Below are 16,758 nucleotides of genomic sequence, written 5' to 3'. Positions count from 1 at the left end.
ACTCGTGTGCAAAAGCAATTTAATAAGACATAAATATAAAAATGGAGGCTGAGACATGTGATATGTCCCAGCCTCATCATTTTTTTATTTTGGTGTTATCAGTTATCCTCTGAAATCACCTTATTTTATATCCTTAGTGTGAATTTCTTCATCAAAATGCTGCATTAATTGTTGTTCTATAAACAACTGTTGGCTGTGATGAAGTTCATGCTTTTCATCAGGATTAATTATGCACCATCCATCTTTTTCATAGATATCGAATGCTTGTTTAATTGCTTCTAAACGCGGTCCAGTAATTAAATATTTCTTAGGCATACATTGGTTTAAAGCACTTTTAATATTTTCACAGGCTGCTATATCTCCAACAATCACCATGCCAGGTAATATATGTTCTAAATCATCAGAAACCTGCTCCGCAATTGTAGTTACCCTACCTATGATGTGTTTTTCATTATAAGTAGAAACATTGAATATAAGCAAGACTGGATAATCAACTTGTGTAGTCTGATATATATCCTTCATAATTTCACTCAATCGCTTCACACCCATATAAATAGCTAACGTACCTCCGTTTATAAGTGTTGTAACATCAACTTGTTGCTGATTACTTTTATTCAGATATCCTGTAGCAAAAGTGACACTATGAGCGATATTTCGAATTGTTAATCCTAAACCTACTGAGGCTACAGCAGCACTCGCTGTTGTAATACCTGGTACAACTTCAAAATCAATGCCAGCTTGTGATAATGTAACTACCTCTTCATGGACTCTACCAAAAATTGCCGGGTCTCCACCCTTCAATCTAACAACACATCTATGTTGCTTTGCAGCTGAAATTAATTTTTCATTTATGACTTGTTGTTGTATATGCTTACGGTATGCTTCCTTACCCACATTTATAATTTCAATTTCTGGTCTTACTAATTGTAAAATGAATGGATTGACTAATCTGTCATACAATATGATATCTGCACTTCGAATGAGACGTTCGGCCTTTCTTGTTAATAATTCCGGATGCCCAGGTCCAGCACCTATGAGATATACCTTGCCATAAGTATTTAGAGGCATATATACACAGCTCCATTATGAATTTCTACAGCGTAAACATCCACGCACCCTGTATCTGGTGACTGTACGAGACCCGTTTTCAAATCTATTTTTTGATCATGCAAAGGACAATATACAAATTCACTACTCACTGTACCTTCTGAAAGTGGTCCTTGCTTATGAGGGCATCTATTATGAACTGCGTGTATTTCACCTGATTCTGTTAAAAATAGGCCAATTTCGATATCATTTATGATTGCCTTTTTGCCAACTAAAGGAACAAGCTCATCGACCATTGCTACTTTTATTTTTTCTAATGCTTTCATAATTAAACTTTCTCCACTTCAAATATTTTTTGTGCTGCTTCATTATTTAAAATGTGTGTCCATGGTTCAGCTTCTATAGCTTTTTTCGCTTCCATAATACGATTAAACAAATCGTCTTGTCTTTCTTGATTTAATAAAACTGCTTGAACATTTTCAAAACCTAACCGTTTTATCCACGGTGCAGTACGTTCTGCATAAATACCAGTTTCTCTATAATATTGCATCATCGCACCACATAATTTAATGACCTCATCTTCTGTTTCGACGGTAGTTAAATGCATTCCCTCTGTTACATCCGTACCGCCATTGCCCCCAATATAAATTTGAAATCCATTTTCAACGCTGATGACACCAAAGTCTTTAACACCAGATTCTACACAGCTTCTTGGACAACCAGAGATACCCATTTTAAATTTATGTGGCGTATCGATGTATTCGAATGTTTTTTCTAAACGAATACCTAATTGTGTAGTATATTGCGTACCAAATCTGCAAAATTCCTTACCGACACAACTTTTAACTGAGCGCGTCTTTTTCGCATAGGCTGAAGCAGAACGCATACCTAAATCAGCCCATATTTGTGGTAGTAATTCTTTTTTAACACCATACAAGCCTATACGTTGAGAACCTGTCACTTTCACTAATGGCACATCATATTTTTTAGCAACTTCTCCTAAACGTATTAATTGATCTGCATTCGTAACACCGCCCCGCATTTGGGGAATTACTGAAAATGTGCCATCATTTTGAATATTGGCATGATAGCGTTCATTTGCAAAGCGTGATTCAATCTCGTCATTGTGCTCAAATGGATAAACCATATTCAAATAATAATTAATAGCTGGCCTACACTTTGGACAACCTGCCTTATCATTAAAATTGAGCGCATGGCGTACTTCCTTAGACGTTTTCAATCCTTTTGCTCTTATCTGCGTAACAATTTGATCACGTGTGAGCTCAGTACATGCACATATACCAGATGGTTTAGAATCAACAAAATCATCACCTAATGTATACTCTAAAATATGACCAATTTGCCCTTTACACTTACCACAAGAATTGCCAGCTTTTGTTTCTTTTGTGACTGCTTCTACACTTGTAAGACCATGTTCATTAATCGCACTCACAATTTTACCTTTGCTTACTCCATTACACCCACACACTGTCTCATCATCTGCCATGTCAGCAATACTTATTTCACGCGTTTCTCCGCCTTTATGCATAAGTGAAACCATTGTATAATCCTCTAATGGTTCTTGTTTTTTCATCATATTAAAAAATCTCGGACCATCATCAATATCTCCGTATAAAACTGCTCCGACAATGCTGTCATCTTTCAAAAACACTTTCTTATAGTGGTTATTAACACTGTCAAAAACCTCTACACCTTGGATATCTATACCTTCTGTAATTTGACCTGCGCTATATAAATCACAGCCCGAAACTTTTAAAGAAGTAAATGTTGTGGAACCTCGATAACCTTCTGTTTCTCGACCGGTTAAATGGTCTGCTAACACTTTACCTTGTTCATATAATGGTGCAACTAATCCATATACTTTACCATTGTGTTCTGCACATTCACCTACTGCAAAAATAGTTTCATCACTCGTTTGCATATAATCATTAACGACAATACCTCTATTCACTTTTAAGCCACTTTCCTGTGCAACTTGTGTATACGGTCGAATACCAACTGCCATGACCACTAAATCTGCTTCTAATGTTGTTCCATCTGCTAATAAAACGCCTGTAACATCTTCTTGTCCAAGTATTTCTTGTGTACTTGCCTGCAATTTAAAGTTCATTCCCTGTGCTTCTAAATCTGTTTTCAACAAATCTGCAGCCTTTCTATCTAATTGCATTTCCATAAGCCATTCAGCAAGATGTACCACAGTGACTTCCATACCTTGGTCCATTAATCCACGGGCACATTCTAATCCCAGCAAACCACCGCCAATTACCATAGCATGTTGCTTTGTTTTAGCAATTCCAATCATACGCTCAGTGTCTTCGATTGTTCTCCAACCTATTACACTCGGTAAAGTCGCCCCTGGTATAGGTAATACAAAAGCGCTTGAACCCGTAGCAAATATACAAATATCGTAATGACATCTTAGGCCATTAGCCGTAATCACTTGTTTTAGTTCTCGATTAATCTCTACTACTGGATCATTCGTAATCAGCTGAATATCATTGTCTTTATACCACTCAAAAGGATTCATAATGGTTTCATCCACTGTCATCTTTTTCTGCAATATATTTGATAGCATGATTCGATTATAATTTGGATAGGGTTCCTTACCGATAATCGTTATGTTATATTGTTGTGCATCGCGTTCTAATATTTCTTCAATCGTGCGTATGCCCGCCATACCATTACCAATCATTACTAACTGCTTTTTAGACATCGTCTTCCTCCTCATACACTTCATTTAAAAATGTTTGTACTGCCTTTGATAGTTGTTTCACTCCGCTACAATTTGTGCCATTTGATCTAAAATGAATGTTTATGTCTTTGTATTTTATTTCTGACATATTATAAAAATCAGATTGCGCTTTATCACTGATATGGTTAACAAGTTGATAAGGCTTTGCCTCTTGCTTAATTAGATTATTAATATCTTCGTCATCTGTTGCAGCAAAAATAATATCCGCATGTTTAATATCTTCGCTGTCATAACACTTTGTAAACAACTTCATTTTAGGATATTCCATTTCAAAAAATTCTGGTAAAAATTTTTTACTTATAATAACTAGCGACTGTATATCTTCCTTAATAAGTTGTCGTACTTTTCTATACGCAACTTTACCTGCGCCAACCACTACAACACGTTTATCTGACAAGTTGAGTTGAATTGGATACACTTTCTAACACCTCTAATTGTTTAATTCTTTCTGTGATTATCATTGAGAGCAAAGGGTCGAAATTAATAGCTGATGCATAATGAATATTACAATCATCATTCATATGTGCTATATGGTATTTTGCTTTGTTCACCAAAAAGCTGTCATAGAAAAATATGGGGACAATCAATATGTCTATATTATTTTTTAAATAGTACTGTAACTTAAAGCGATAACTGTAGTCACCATATAATGTCATCATAGAAATAGGTGTTTCAAAAACATCACACGCTTGAGTTAACTGCCATAAAGCAATATCAGGATGACGATAACGTTCGCTGCCATGAGCCATTAAAATAATATGCTGTATTTTAGGATGCTTTTTAACTTTAGCTAAAATTTTCTGTTTAACTAGCGTTGTCATTAATTTATGTGTGCCAAGTGGCTCAGCAAATTTATATTTAATATGTGGATATCTATACTCATAAAGTTTTTAAAATCATAGGGATATCTTCTAAATAATGCTTTGCTGGAAAAAGCAAAAGTGGAATGATATTAAAACTTTTAGTACCCTGTTGAATAAGTTTGTCTAGTACTTGTTCAAGACTTTGATTTTTACTTTCTAAAAAAGCAATATGATAATCATGTACGTTACGACTTAACAATTGCTCCAAAAAATCATGAAGTGCTTTATTTTGTTTCCCTTTATTCATGCCATGAATAACAAGTATATGCTCTGTCATGTGATGCCCCCTTTCTTTACACTTGCATTGTAATATAAATCCAGTTGCTTTTGTGAATAAAATCACATAATAAATCAAAAATAGGGAATCCCCTTATTCAATTACTAATGGGATTCCCTATGGATTTTATTCAATTTATTAAAATGGTGGTGTACCTAACACTTCTTCATCAAAACTTTCTGGTATAAGCACTTTTCTCATAATAACTCCTAAATCTCCATCGTTACTCTCATGCTCACCGTATATTTCATAGCCACGTTTTTTATAAATATCTAGTAGCCAAGGGTGTAAACGTGCTGATGTACCAAGCGTCACTGCTGGTGCTTTAAGTGTGTCTCTTAAATAAGTCTCCTCAACATATTTTAACAACTGACTTCCAATACCTTTACCATCATATGACGGCTTCGTAGCGAACCACCAAACAAATGGATATATTGAGATACGACGTTTTCCTTCCCAAGGATAACGTACAGTAAGTGTTGAAATTATTTCATGCTCATCTTCTAGTACAAACATCGTACTTGTTTTAATATTCTTTTTAACTAATTCAACATTCGCATTAACTGATGGCCAATCTATACCTAATTCTCTTAACGGGGTAAAAGATTCATACATCAATTTTTGTAATGCCTCCGCGTCTGATTCCACAGCAACTCTTATATTATATTCAGACATTTTGTCACTCCTTCTCATTTATAGCTTATTCATTCATAGATAACATCCCTAAAAAAATCATAAACCATTTACAATCATATCAATACAATATGGCTTCTTAATTATTGAGTCAATTATTATGTTTTAAAAACGAAAAAAGCACCATCACAAAATAGATTATGATCGTGCTTGTTACTATTATGAATACTATTAATTATGTAAGCTATTTCGTTTACCATTTAAATATGCATAAACTAGACCAACGAAAATACCTCCACCAATATAGTTACCTATAAAGGCGAACACAATATTTTTCAATACGTGTAACCATGCGACTACATCAAAATCATAAAACACCATACCTGCGTATAGCCCTGCATTAAATACAACGTGCTCATAACCCATAAATACAAAGACAATGACGCCACTAGCAATGAAAAATGCTTTAGTTAGACCGTCTTTAAATTGAATTGATAAATAAATACCAATATTAATAAAGAAATTACAAAATATGGCTTTACCTAAAATGCCATACCATGTGGCATCTATCGTCTTACCATTAACAAGTTTCGTTAAGCTTGCAACCATGTCTGAAGTCATAATCGGAGTGAATTTCATTAAACCAAACAGGATAAATCCACCTATTATATTAAATAGAAAACATACCATCATAATACCCAATGCTTTATTCATGCCAATAACTTTATAATACCAACCAACTGTTAAAAACATAAAGTTACTCGTTAATAATTCTGAATGTGACAGTACAATTAAAACCAAGGCTAAACTGAATGAAATAGCTCCCATTAAATTAATTAAACCTTCATTTGTACCTGCAAATTGTGTTTTTATAGCTAGCATAAATACCGTTACAATTGCTAGTAAGAATCCTGACATAATTGATTTAAGCGCATAACGACCAGGTGTCTTATCAAACAAAACTTCCTTCATTTGTACTTGATTATTAATATTATCAATCGTTTCTCTCGACATGTAAGTGTCCTTAATGGATTTATTATTATCTACCAAGAAATATGCCCCCTTTTTGATTTAAAAAAATGATAATTTATCTATACCAATAATGTTATTATATTAGTTTCATTTGATATTTAATAGTCAAAAAATAAGTTTTTCAATTTTAAAATTTAATATATTGCGCGTTAGTTTAAAATAACGTAAACTTTACTTGTACTAGAAATACACACAAGTAAACCTAAAGGAGGCATATACTTGAATACACAATTCTCTGTTTCAATCCATATTCTCTCTCTGTTAGCTATAAAAAATGAACCTGTTTCAAGTCAATATATCGCTGACAGTATTAATAGTAACGCCACTTTAGTGAGAAAATTATGCCGTTATTTAAGAGACGGTAATTTTATACAGAGTAGCCAAGGCATCGCGGGTTATAGTTTATCTAGCGCATCCCATGATATTAGGTTAGGTGATTTATATAAGCTGATTTTTTCTAACACTACCCATTTCGCAAAAATTCATGGTCATACGAACACAGATTGTCCTGTAGGGAAAAATATTACCCACGCACTTGATGAAATATATAGTGATGTAGACGAAACGATTGTAAATAAACTTAATACCTATACGATTAAAAGTGTCATTGATCGCTTTTAAATAAATAACGCTTGATTATCTTGCTATATGCTTAATTTTCATTAAGTAAAACAAGATAACCAAGCGTTTTATTTTTGTGAAGGAATATAGAAATGAGCGTTCTGATAATGGTATATCAGATGCGAACAATCAAATGGTATGCCGGTTGTTGTATAAAATACTTGTTCATAATTTAAGCAAGGATCGCCCTCATCCAATTCTAATAATTCAGCTTCTTCTTCTTCCAATTTATCTACATTAAAATAAACATCTGAGAACCCAATCTTCACTTTTAAGTTTTGTTCTAAATATTTAAAAATAGACTTTTCTGCTATAGATTCATTTAAAAATAGCACGATATCTTTATTAAAATACGACTGCTCGAAACAAAATATTTCACCATCTACATAAACAATACGCTCTAAAACATAGACTAATGTATCTTTGTCTAACTTTAATTTTTGCCGAACGCTTTCTGGTGCAATGACTTCCTCAACGCGCAATACCTTATTTGTTACATTTAGTCCTGTAAATTCATCACTAAAACCGCCAGTTGAAAAGAGATTAAGATATCCATCTCTTTTTTTATTACGCACATAGATGCCACTACCGCGTGCTTGATAAATATTCCCTTGTTTTTCTAATATTTCCAAAGCTTTAATAATCGTGCTTTTACTCACATCATATTTTATTTTTAATGCCTCAACACTTGGTAATTTATCCCCTGCTTGAAATTGACCACTTTCTATATATTCATTCATTTGTTGAGCAATTTGTTCATACTTGAGCATATACTTACCCCTTTTATATTAAAATTCACCCAATTATAACATGAATGCCAATTTAAACTACCGAACTTTTTATTTGTAAGGGTCTTTACAAATTGTACCGGTACAATTAGAATGTAATAAACGATTACACAAATCGTGTGGATTAACTTATTAAAGGGGTTGGGAAATGTGGCAGACAAAAATAAAATACTCGCACAAAGTATATTAGAGGCAGTTGGAGGCGAAGCAAACCTTGTCAATAGCACGCACTGTGCAACCAGATTACGATTAGTATTAAAAAGATCTATTCCAAATGCTAAGAAAAAAGTATCGGAAATAGATGGTGTCGTGACTGTTGTGGAAAATAATGGTCAATTTCAAGTTGTCATAGGAAATAACGTCGGTGAAGTATTTAAATTTTTTGAAGCTTTAACAAGTGAACAACCATCCGATGATAATGAACAATCTGAAAATAAAGGGTCAATACTTAACCGTGTCATCGCGACGATGTCTGCAGTGTTCGCACCATTTATTTACATTTTAGCTGCTGCTGGTATATTACAAGGTTTATTAATAATCATAAAACTGATTATTCCATCCTTTGAAAACACAGGCACTTATGAAGTTTTTAATTTCATGTCCTGGGCTCCTTTCACATTCTTACCAATATTCATCGCAATTACTGCTTCACGCCATTTTAATGTAAATACTTATATTGCAATTGCTTGTACTGCAGCATTGGTGAGTCCTGATTTAACAGGAATGGTAGAAAGAATACAAAGTGGAGAAACAATTAAATTATTTGGCATGCCGCTTACAGAGACAAGTTACACTTCATCTGTATTGCCGCCTCTTTTCTTAGTTTGGATATTATCCTATGTTGAAAAATACTTAAACAAATGGATACACGATGTAGTAAAACCTTTATTCACACCATTTTTAAGTATCGTCATTATGGTTCCTGTTACATTACTCGTTATTGGACCAATCACTACACTTGGCGCACATGGTATTGCCGCTGGTTTCAACTTTCTCGTTGAAGTTGCGCCATGGTTAGCTGGCGCACTTATTGGTGGTTTGTGGCAAATCTTTGTAATATTCGGTGTGCATTGGGGCATCACGCCTATGGTTTTAGCAAACTTTGAGCAACATCAAAGTGATTCATTCCAAGCTTTCCAAACAATTGCCGTTATTTCTCAAATCGGTGCTGTTATAGGTGTGTTAATTAAATCTAAGCGTACAGAGATTAAACGTGTCGCTTCTTCAGCAGGTGTTACAGGCATTTTTGGAATTACTGAACCTTCAATATATGGTATCAATTTACGCTTTAAAAAACCCTTTATTATTGCATGTATCAGCGGCGCCTTAGGTGCATTTGTTGCAAGTTTCTTTAATCCTAAATATTATGCATACGCAGGGCTGCCTGGCCCTATAACAATTATTAATGGATATAGTCCTGATAACCCTTCATCTATTTGGGGCATTTTATTAGGATCAGTAATTGCTATCATCTTACCTATCATATTAATTCAATTCTTAGGTTATGGTCATGATACGACAGAGGAAGTAGAAGACACAGAAGTTAACTCAAGTACTATTCCACAAGCAGTTTCAACAAATAGCAATCTTGAAACACTTATTCATAGTCCTTTAGATGGGCAAATCCTTCCTTTAACTGAAGTCGATGACCCTATTTTCTCAGAAGGTATGATGGGTCAAGGTATTGCTATAAAACCTGCAAATAATACAGTTCACGCACCACTTGAAGGCACTGTAAGTATGATTGCTGTAAGTGAACATGCAATTGGCATTACATCTCCTGACGGTGTAGAACTATTGATTCATGTTGGTTTAGAAACTGTGGAGTTAAAAGGAGAAGATTTTGAATTACTAGTTAATGAAAATGATGAAGTCAAACTAGGACAACCTTTATTGCATTTCAATCAAAAGTGGCTTGAATCAAGTGGATACGATACTGTAATTCCAATCATTGTCACTAATTCAGCTGAATTTAGTGAAGTAATTACTACGGATGCAGTACAAGTTTCGCAAAATGATGCATTACTAACAATTATAAATAAATAATAAGAATAAAGGAGTATATAATAATGACTAAATTACCAAAAGACTTTTTATGGGGTGGCGCTCTGGCTGCCAATCAATTTGAAGGTGGTTACGATAAAGACGGAAAAGGCTTAAGTGTTATTGATGTAATGACTAATGGAGAACATGGCAAGCCTCGTGAAATCACGCAAGATGTAGACCCAAATAAATATTATCCAAATCATGTAGGTATAGATTTTTATAATCGTTATAAAGAAGACATCGCATTATTTAATGAAATGGGATTAAATTGTTTACGTACGTCAATCGCTTGGTCTCGTATCTTCCCTAATGGAGATGAAACAGAACCTAATGAAGCAGGACTACAATTTTACGATAATATTTTTGATGAATTATTAAAATATGGTATTGAGCCAGTGATTACTTTGTCTCATTTTGAAATGCCTTTACATTTAGCACGCGAATATGGTGGTTTTAGAAATAGAAAAGTAGCCGATTTCTTTGCTCAATTTGCAGAAACTGTATTCAAGCGTTATAAGGATAAAGTTAAATATTGGATGACTTTTAATGAAATTAATAACCAAATGGATATAGATAATCCGATTTTCTTATGGACAAACTCAGGCGTCCTTATCGAAGAAGATGAAAACCCAGAAGAAGTACTGTATCAAGTCGCTCATAATGAATTAATCGCGAGTGCAAAAGCTGTAAAAATAGGTAGAGCAATTAACCCTGATTTTGAAATAGGATTAATGATTTCTCATGTAGCAATATATCCTTATTCTTGTAATCCAGAAGATATGATGGAATCTGTAAAAGCAAATCGTTTACGTTTCTTCTTCCCAGATGTCCAAGTTCGAGGCTACTACCCTAGCTATGCAAATAAAATGTTAGAACAAAAGAATTATGATATTGGTTGGCAAGAAGGAGATGACAAAATTTTATCAGAAGGTAAAGTTGATTATATTGGTTTTAGCTACTATATGTCTACTGCTGTTAAACACGATGCAAAATCATATACTGGAGAAAATGTTACCAATGGTGGGTTAGCGAATTCTGTCGATAATCCTCATATTCAGCAAAGTGATTGGGGTTGGGCCATTGATCCTACAGGGCTACGCTATACTTTGAACATATTATATGACCGTTACCAAATACCACTTTTCATCGTTGAAAATGGCTTTGGTGCTGTAGATGAAATTGATGAAAACGGTGAAATTCATGATACGTATCGTATCGATTATTTAAAAGCACATATTAATGCAGCAATCACAGCAGTTGACGAAGATGGTGTTGATCTAATGGGTTATACACCCTGGGGTATTATAGACATTATTTCTTTCACTACAGGAGAGATGAAAAAACGTTATGGTCTAATTTATGTCGATAGAGATAACGAAGGCAATGGTACTTTAGAACGCAGAAAGAAAGATTCTTTTGATTGGTATCGCAATGTTATTGAAACAAATGGAGAATCATTAAATTAATAATAACGACAGTAATTTTCACTGACACCTGTGGTAATAGTACTAGTCATAGACTAATGCTTTTGACTACTACCTAAGTTAAGCATTATGAAGGATATTGATTTACTTAAGTATGCGCAAACAGAACTGACGACAAAGCCTGAGACTTTGTCGTCAGCATGAAGAGTAGTACGGAACTCTAATTAGAAAAATTAGAGTTCCGTACTACTCTCTTTTTATATAAAATATTAGTTTTTATACCTACGTAACACATGTAAACCATAGGCAAAAATACCATATCCTGTTAATGTACGTATAAACCATTTAAATGTAGTATGACTCAAACTTTTTTCATTTAAAAATAATGCGGGTACTAGCGTACTCACTGAATATAGTCCAAGTACTTTAACATAACGTTTATTCAATACACTCACCTCTTTTCATATACTATTATATCGAAAAGAGAGTTGGAATAAACAGGTAATTTCCAACATCTTATTGACTATTCTTATAATTTTGTTAAAAGTGTCTCTAAATTATCAAAAGTACTATTCATACCCTCTTCTACACCCATATCCAACAATTGTTGAGCTGCTTTAGGATCTGGCAATTCTGCTATAGATTTTATCGTAGTCAAACCTTTACTGTTTTCTTCTATATGAATGATGTTATGCATACCTGCCATTTTTTCATCAATATTACCATCTTTGTCTGCAAAGTAATCATAATAATCAATTAGCGTCGGTTCTTTCACTTCATTATAATTAGTCACAGTATAGCTTGTACCTTGAGGCGCACGTATAGCGAAAAATGCATGTCCACCAGTCTGAACATTAAATTTAAATACTTCAGTCTTTGCACCTTGTGGGTGAAACCATTGTTCAAATAAAGCACGGTCAGTATACGCTTTAAATATATTTTGTGCCGTTGTATTAAAATCTCTCGTAAAAATTATTTTGTTTTCCTCAACTTGAACTGTCATTTACGATTCTCCTTTATCCATAATTACATATGATATTATCTTTTTTACTTTAGCATTTTTACTATGGCTTTCAAATTCAAAGAAGTCCGCAAAATAAATTGTATCTCCATTTTGAGCAATTTGAGTGCCATGTATCGCGCCTAATTTACCATGAGAAATATTATGGGTCACTTCCAATGAATCAATATCGACTTTATGTGCGTTTAATTCATCATAAAACACTTCAAAACCATGCAATTCAAAAGCGCCAGGAACCTCCCATATAAAATCTGCTGTAACAGCTTCCAATAATTGCACTTTATCTACTAATATTGAGCCTATTAAAAAATCTAACATTATCTTTCTTTTGGGTGCATTATCACAATTTAAATACCCCGTTAATTTAAATGGTAAATCTGACTCCGTTTCATTTTTAAAATTTAAGTCGATATCTGTTAATGCTACATGAAGTATTTCAATCGCTTTAGGACCAATACCATGTATGCCTAATAATGTTGTTCGCTCATATTGTACAACTTCTTCTAACGTTACGACACCTATATCATTAAGTGCTTGGGTTGCAGGCCGTCCTATTTTTGGTAAATCTGTCGCCATGTGATCTCCCCCTATCTTATGTATCACTATACCCATTTCATCGCTTAATTATTTATCAACAAATATTAATTATGACTTACTATCTTTTATCTTAAGGTAGTTGACAAAGCGTACAATTCCAACTATCTTATATTATAAGATAGTGAAAAGAGGGATTACATGTCAATTTCAAATCAAATGATGAAAGGATTGTTAGATGGCGCCATATTGGGACTGATTTCTCAAGGTGAAACATATGGTTATGAAATTCTAGATAAATTAAAATCTCAACAATTCCCTGAAATTAGTGATGGCAGTATATATCCAGTATTATTACGACTAAATAAAAATGGATATGTCACTACGATAACTAAAAAATCAGATACTGGCGGACCAAAACGTAAGTATTATTTATTAACTGAAGACGGTAAAAAAGAATTAGCAAATTTCAAAAGTAAGTGGAACTATTTAAACAATGGTATGAATAATTTAATGAGGAGTGTTGACGTTGTTGACTAAAAAAGCTGAAGATTTTTTACTAAAATTAAGAATCGAATTGCTATTTCGTGGCAAGGACGAAGATGAAATTAATGCGATTGAGGAAGAATTACGTGATCATATTACAATCGCTGAAGAAAACAATGATAATATTGATAATTTACTAAACACGCCTATCAAAAATTATGCTGATAACTTTTCTAAAGAATTGAGTTTAACTAAAGGTATTCATAAATATGTACTCTATATCATTTCATTTATGATTGTAATGACAATTGTTCCAAGAATGCTGGATAATTCATTTCAGTTAAGTTTATCTTTAATACTCTATATTTTGTTCATCTTTATTGGTTCTTTTGTGTTGGTATTATTTGTAGTAAAAAAAGTGATTATGCGATGGGGCGATAGTAAGAAAACATATGTTGCTGCTTTTGTTATTGCACCTTTGATTTTCGGAATTTACTTACTGTGTGAATTCGTGTTACGTAACCATCCATTATTTGTTTTTTGGTCGCCCAATCAAACTACTAACTTTATAATTGGACTAATACTTTTATTAATAACGATGATTACTTGTTTTGCAATAAAACAAAAATATTTTGCTTTTTTAATATTAATCTTATGTCTCCCAGACCTTATTGGAAAAATATTTACTGGTGGAGATCATACAAGCTATAACTTCGTATTAATTGCTAGTATCGGTACTATAATTATTCTCTGGAGTGTTAGTATTTATATATTCTTTAAATATTGGCGTGAGAAAAAAGAAGAAAGTCATTAATCTATATAAAAATAGCTACTAGATACCTATATTAGGTTATCTAGTAGCTATTTCTTTTAATAAGCGTTAAATCTTAAACATTTATTTTTATATTAGTCTTCTAAAGCGAATTCTAAACTTGTTTGGAATTTCACATCTTTACCAACCATTACGCCACCTGTTTCAAGTTTTTGGTTAAATGTCATTCCATATTTTTCACGATTGATTGTACCATTTACAATAAATCCTGCAGTTTGTGCACCATTTAATGGGTTTTTGCTTGTACCTTCATAAGAAGCATCAAATGTTTCTTCTTGAGTTACATCTTTAATTGTTAAATTACCAGTTACAGATTTTTCGTCTACTGAAGTAATTTCAAATTTAATATCTGGATAGTTTTCAGTATCAAAGAAATCTCCAGTACGTAAGTGACCATCACGGTCTGCTACGTTTGTATCAACCGATTCTGCTTTAATTACGGCTGTACCTTTAAGTGAACTTAAATCATTGATGTCACCTTCTAAGTTTACATCGAAATCTTTAAATTTACCTTTAACGTTAGAAATCATTAAGTGCTTAATTGAAAATTCTACTACTGAATGTGCTGGGTCAAAATTAAATGTTGTCATAAAAAACATACCTCCAAAGTATTATTAGTTTTAGTTGATACATTTAGTATACCAGATATATTTATTATATCAAGTGAAAAGTCTGAACTTTTCATCTCCTTTAATTTCATTCCCTTAATTCACTTTTTTATTCATTTTAAATTTAAAAAGTAAATTAATTTACAGTAACTAGAATAGTTAATGCGCTAACATCTCTGCTTTAATTTCTTTACTATTTAATGCTTTAGGATAATATGTCGGCCAATTATCTAATTCTTTCATCACTTTTTCTTTATCATTACCTATAAAGATATGATAGTGATGTGCTTTCTTAGGTGCAATATTATGGTCACTAAATTGAACATACTTAGGTAACTCTTTATCTTCATTACCTACTAATTTAAATGTATATCTTACGCCTCTGTTGCCTTTTTCATATTTCAAAATATCTTTGCCATCATACTTATATTTACCTGTCGCTTTTTTACCGTTCTTTTCAAACGTAATTGAGTCGCTTGTGATATTGATATTATCTATATCTGTTTTATAACCCTTTTCGTAATATGCTTTATATTCTTTTGCTGTCATTGCATCATCTTCTTCAGCTTTATGCTTCATCACATCATCTAATGATCCATCTTTCAAATATGGATAAACTGATTGCCAATCACCTTTATAATCAGCTAATGGTCTATCTTTAACTTGATCATCTTTAAAGTAACCCTCTGAAATAGCTTTTTCATGTTTGCCTTGCTGTTTGTCATCGTTTACTTTGATATCGTTATTTAAAGCTTTATCAATATTTTCTATATTTTTATTCATAAGGGATTGATAGGTTAAATCCTCATCCTGCTGTTGTTCTTTATTAAGTGATTCCATATTATAAAATTTTAATGGTTCAGCCTTTGTTTCTTTACGAATTGTATCTGTAACTTTATTTGAGACATTATCTTCATATAAAATATATTTTGCACCTGAATCATTAATTTCGTTAACTACTTCTGTTAAAGCTTTTTGAGATGGGTCTTCTGCATTCATGTTTTGAACACCTTTTTGTACAAAACCATATCTTTCAGATAAATAACCTATTGATTCATGAGAAATAAACACAGCATTACCTTGTTTATCTTTCGTAACATCTTTCATTTTGTTATCTATTTTTTTTAGTTCTTTGTCTAGTTTTTTATAATTTTCTTCATAATCATTTTTGTGTTTTGGATCTTTTTTAATTAATTCATCTTTGATTTCTTTGGCGAAAGTTTGATTAAATTTAGGATCTAACCAAACATGCGGGTCATATCCTCCATGATGATGTCCCTCGTGCTCATGTTCGTGCTCATGTGTATCTTCTTCGTCGTGGCTATGTTGATCTGTAAGTAACTGGGACTTGTCTAATTTATCTTCTAGCGATAATTTTTTATCGTCCTCTTTTATCGTTGAAGCCACTTTTTTAGCAACAGGGTCTAGGTTGTCCCCTGTGTATAAAAACAAATCTGATTTACTCGCATTAATTATGTCTTTTTGAGTTGGTTCATAGCTATGTAAGTCTGTGCCTGCTGGATAAATTGATTCTACTGAAACATGTTCTCCTCCAATCTCTTTAGCAAATGATTTTAATGGAAAAACTGTTGTATTAATTTTTATTTTATCTTTGTCACCTTCACTTCCTGTTTCATTCGTATCAGCTTTGCCACATCCTGCTATGACAATTGCAAATGTAATGACCAAAGATATTATGTATAGTGTTTTTTCATTCTACATCCTCCTTCAAATAGTAACGCTTACGATTTAAAATTATAAACTCCCTCCGAA

Annotated in this window: 19 protein-coding genes; 5 read left to right on the top strand and 14 right to left on the bottom strand. The window is 32.9% G+C overall.

The window, feature by feature from the left end; translation table 11 throughout:
- Positions 1-120: 120 nt before the first annotated feature.
- The 8 genes from cobA to ACP3TL_RS00185 form a co-directional block, all read right to left on the bottom strand.
- Positions 121-1,068: a uroporphyrinogen-III C-methyltransferase gene (cobA, locus tag ACP3TL_RS00220; protein WP_277575630.1), complete on the bottom strand. Its 948-nt coding sequence runs from the start codon at positions 1,066-1,068 to the stop codon at positions 121-123.
- Positions 1,059-1,373 (bottom strand): nitrite reductase (NAD(P)H) small subunit, encoded by a 315-nt coding sequence (locus ACP3TL_RS00215; protein WP_069832935.1) that lies wholly within the window; start codon positions 1,371-1,373, stop codon positions 1,059-1,061. Before ACP3TL_RS00215 ends, cobA begins: the two co-directional genes overlap by 10 nt.
- 2 nt (positions 1,374-1,375) lie before the next feature.
- Positions 1,376-3,781 carry a nitrite reductase large subunit NirB gene (gene nirB, locus ACP3TL_RS00210; protein ID WP_069832934.1) on the bottom strand — a complete coding sequence of 802 codons (2,406 nt, stop codon included), beginning with the start codon at positions 3,779-3,781 and terminating at the stop codon, positions 1,376-1,378.
- Positions 3,774-4,238, bottom strand: a complete 465-nt coding sequence (locus ACP3TL_RS00205) for a precorrin-2 dehydrogenase/sirohydrochlorin ferrochelatase family protein (protein ID WP_069817488.1) — start codon at positions 4,236-4,238, stop codon at positions 3,774-3,776. Before ACP3TL_RS00205 ends, nirB begins: the two co-directional genes overlap by 8 nt.
- On the bottom strand, positions 4,207-4,641 hold the full coding sequence (locus ACP3TL_RS00200) for a hypothetical protein (protein ID WP_285326431.1): 435 nt from the start codon (positions 4,639-4,641) through the stop codon (positions 4,207-4,209). Before ACP3TL_RS00200 ends, ACP3TL_RS00205 begins: the two co-directional genes overlap by 32 nt.
- 58 nt (positions 4,642-4,699) lie before the next feature.
- On the bottom strand, positions 4,700-4,960 hold the full coding sequence (locus tag ACP3TL_RS00195; RefSeq protein ID WP_256092669.1) for a CbiX/SirB N-terminal domain-containing protein: 261 nt from the start codon (positions 4,958-4,960) through the stop codon (positions 4,700-4,702).
- A gap of 138 nt (positions 4,961-5,098) precedes the next feature.
- A complete protein-coding gene (locus ACP3TL_RS00190) occupies positions 5,099-5,635 on the bottom strand; it encodes a GNAT family N-acetyltransferase (RefSeq protein ID WP_069817484.1) in 537 nt (178 codons plus the stop codon).
- A 189-nt stretch (positions 5,636-5,824) separates the two neighbouring features.
- On the bottom strand, positions 5,825-6,643 hold the full coding sequence (locus ACP3TL_RS00185; RefSeq protein ID WP_069832933.1) for a formate/nitrite transporter family protein: 819 nt from the start codon (positions 6,641-6,643) through the stop codon (positions 5,825-5,827).
- 201 nt (positions 6,644-6,844) lie between these two features.
- Here ACP3TL_RS00185 and ACP3TL_RS00180 point away from each other — a divergent pair, with 201 nt between their 5' ends.
- On the top strand, positions 6,845-7,246 hold the full coding sequence (locus ACP3TL_RS00180; RefSeq protein ID WP_069817479.1) for an Rrf2 family transcriptional regulator: 402 nt from the start codon (positions 6,845-6,847) through the stop codon (positions 7,244-7,246).
- Between the two features lie 68 nt (positions 7,247-7,314).
- On the opposite strand, the gene ACP3TL_RS00175 is transcribed toward ACP3TL_RS00180, so the two are convergent.
- Positions 7,315-8,016 (bottom strand): GntR family transcriptional regulator, encoded by a 702-nt coding sequence (locus ACP3TL_RS00175; RefSeq protein ID WP_069817477.1) that lies wholly within the window; start codon positions 8,014-8,016, stop codon positions 7,315-7,317.
- Between the two features lie 168 nt (positions 8,017-8,184).
- Between ACP3TL_RS00175 and ACP3TL_RS00170 the strand changes: the two genes are divergently transcribed.
- Together ACP3TL_RS00170 and ACP3TL_RS00165 are read left to right on the top strand one after the other, a co-directional pair.
- Complete coding sequence (locus ACP3TL_RS00170) at positions 8,185-10,080, top strand: beta-glucoside-specific PTS transporter subunit IIABC (RefSeq protein WP_069832932.1); 1,896 nt, start codon at positions 8,185-8,187, stop codon at positions 10,078-10,080.
- Positions 10,081-10,103: 23 nt separating this feature from the next.
- A complete protein-coding gene (locus ACP3TL_RS00165; protein ID WP_277575633.1) occupies positions 10,104-11,546 on the top strand; it encodes a 6-phospho-beta-glucosidase in 1,443 nt (480 codons plus the stop codon).
- Between the two features lie 227 nt (positions 11,547-11,773).
- On the opposite strand, the gene ACP3TL_RS00160 is transcribed toward ACP3TL_RS00165, so the two are convergent.
- The 3 genes from ACP3TL_RS00160 to ACP3TL_RS00150 form a co-directional block, all read right to left on the bottom strand.
- Complete coding sequence (locus ACP3TL_RS00160) at positions 11,774-11,950, bottom strand: hypothetical protein (protein WP_285326440.1); 177 nt, start codon at positions 11,948-11,950, stop codon at positions 11,774-11,776.
- 83 nt (positions 11,951-12,033) lie between these two features.
- The gene (locus ACP3TL_RS00155) at positions 12,034-12,507 is read right to left on the bottom strand and encodes an SRPBCC family protein (protein WP_069817463.1); all 474 of its coding nucleotides are present in this window, start codon (positions 12,505-12,507) and stop codon (positions 12,034-12,036) included.
- Entirely contained in the window at positions 12,508-13,101 is a 594-nt protein-coding gene (locus tag ACP3TL_RS00150) for a helix-hairpin-helix domain-containing protein (RefSeq protein ID WP_069832930.1), read from the bottom strand. It abuts the gene before it with no gap.
- Between the two features lie 159 nt (positions 13,102-13,260).
- Here ACP3TL_RS00150 and ACP3TL_RS00145 point away from each other — a divergent pair, with 159 nt between their 5' ends.
- The gene (locus tag ACP3TL_RS00145) at positions 13,261-13,599 is read left to right on the top strand and encodes a PadR family transcriptional regulator (protein WP_002506789.1); all 339 of its coding nucleotides are present in this window, start codon (positions 13,261-13,263) and stop codon (positions 13,597-13,599) included.
- On the top strand, positions 13,580-14,359 hold the full coding sequence (locus ACP3TL_RS00140) for a hypothetical protein (RefSeq protein ID WP_081325321.1): 780 nt from the start codon (positions 13,580-13,582) through the stop codon (positions 14,357-14,359). The genes ACP3TL_RS00145 and ACP3TL_RS00140 overlap by 20 nt, the downstream gene beginning before the upstream one ends.
- Positions 14,360-14,451: 92 nt before the next feature.
- On the opposite strand, the gene ACP3TL_RS00135 is transcribed toward ACP3TL_RS00140, so the two are convergent.
- Both ACP3TL_RS00135 and adcA read right to left on the bottom strand, forming a co-directional pair.
- On the bottom strand, positions 14,452-14,967 hold the full coding sequence (locus ACP3TL_RS00135; protein WP_069817455.1) for a YceI family protein: 516 nt from the start codon (positions 14,965-14,967) through the stop codon (positions 14,452-14,454).
- Positions 14,968-15,144: 177 nt separating this feature from the next.
- Positions 15,145-16,683 (bottom strand): zinc ABC transporter substrate-binding lipoprotein AdcA, encoded by a 1,539-nt coding sequence (gene adcA, locus ACP3TL_RS00130; protein WP_069832928.1) that lies wholly within the window; start codon positions 16,681-16,683, stop codon positions 15,145-15,147.
- Positions 16,684-16,758: the final 75 nt, after the last annotated feature.

This window comes from Staphylococcus caseorum (genome assembly GCF_049943195.1).
In the GTDB taxonomy this organism is placed as follows: domain Bacteria; phylum Bacillota; class Bacilli; order Staphylococcales; family Staphylococcaceae; genus Staphylococcus; species Staphylococcus equorum_A.
Note: the sequence above shows the minus strand (reverse complement) of the source record. Positions and strands in the feature narration are given on the sequence as shown.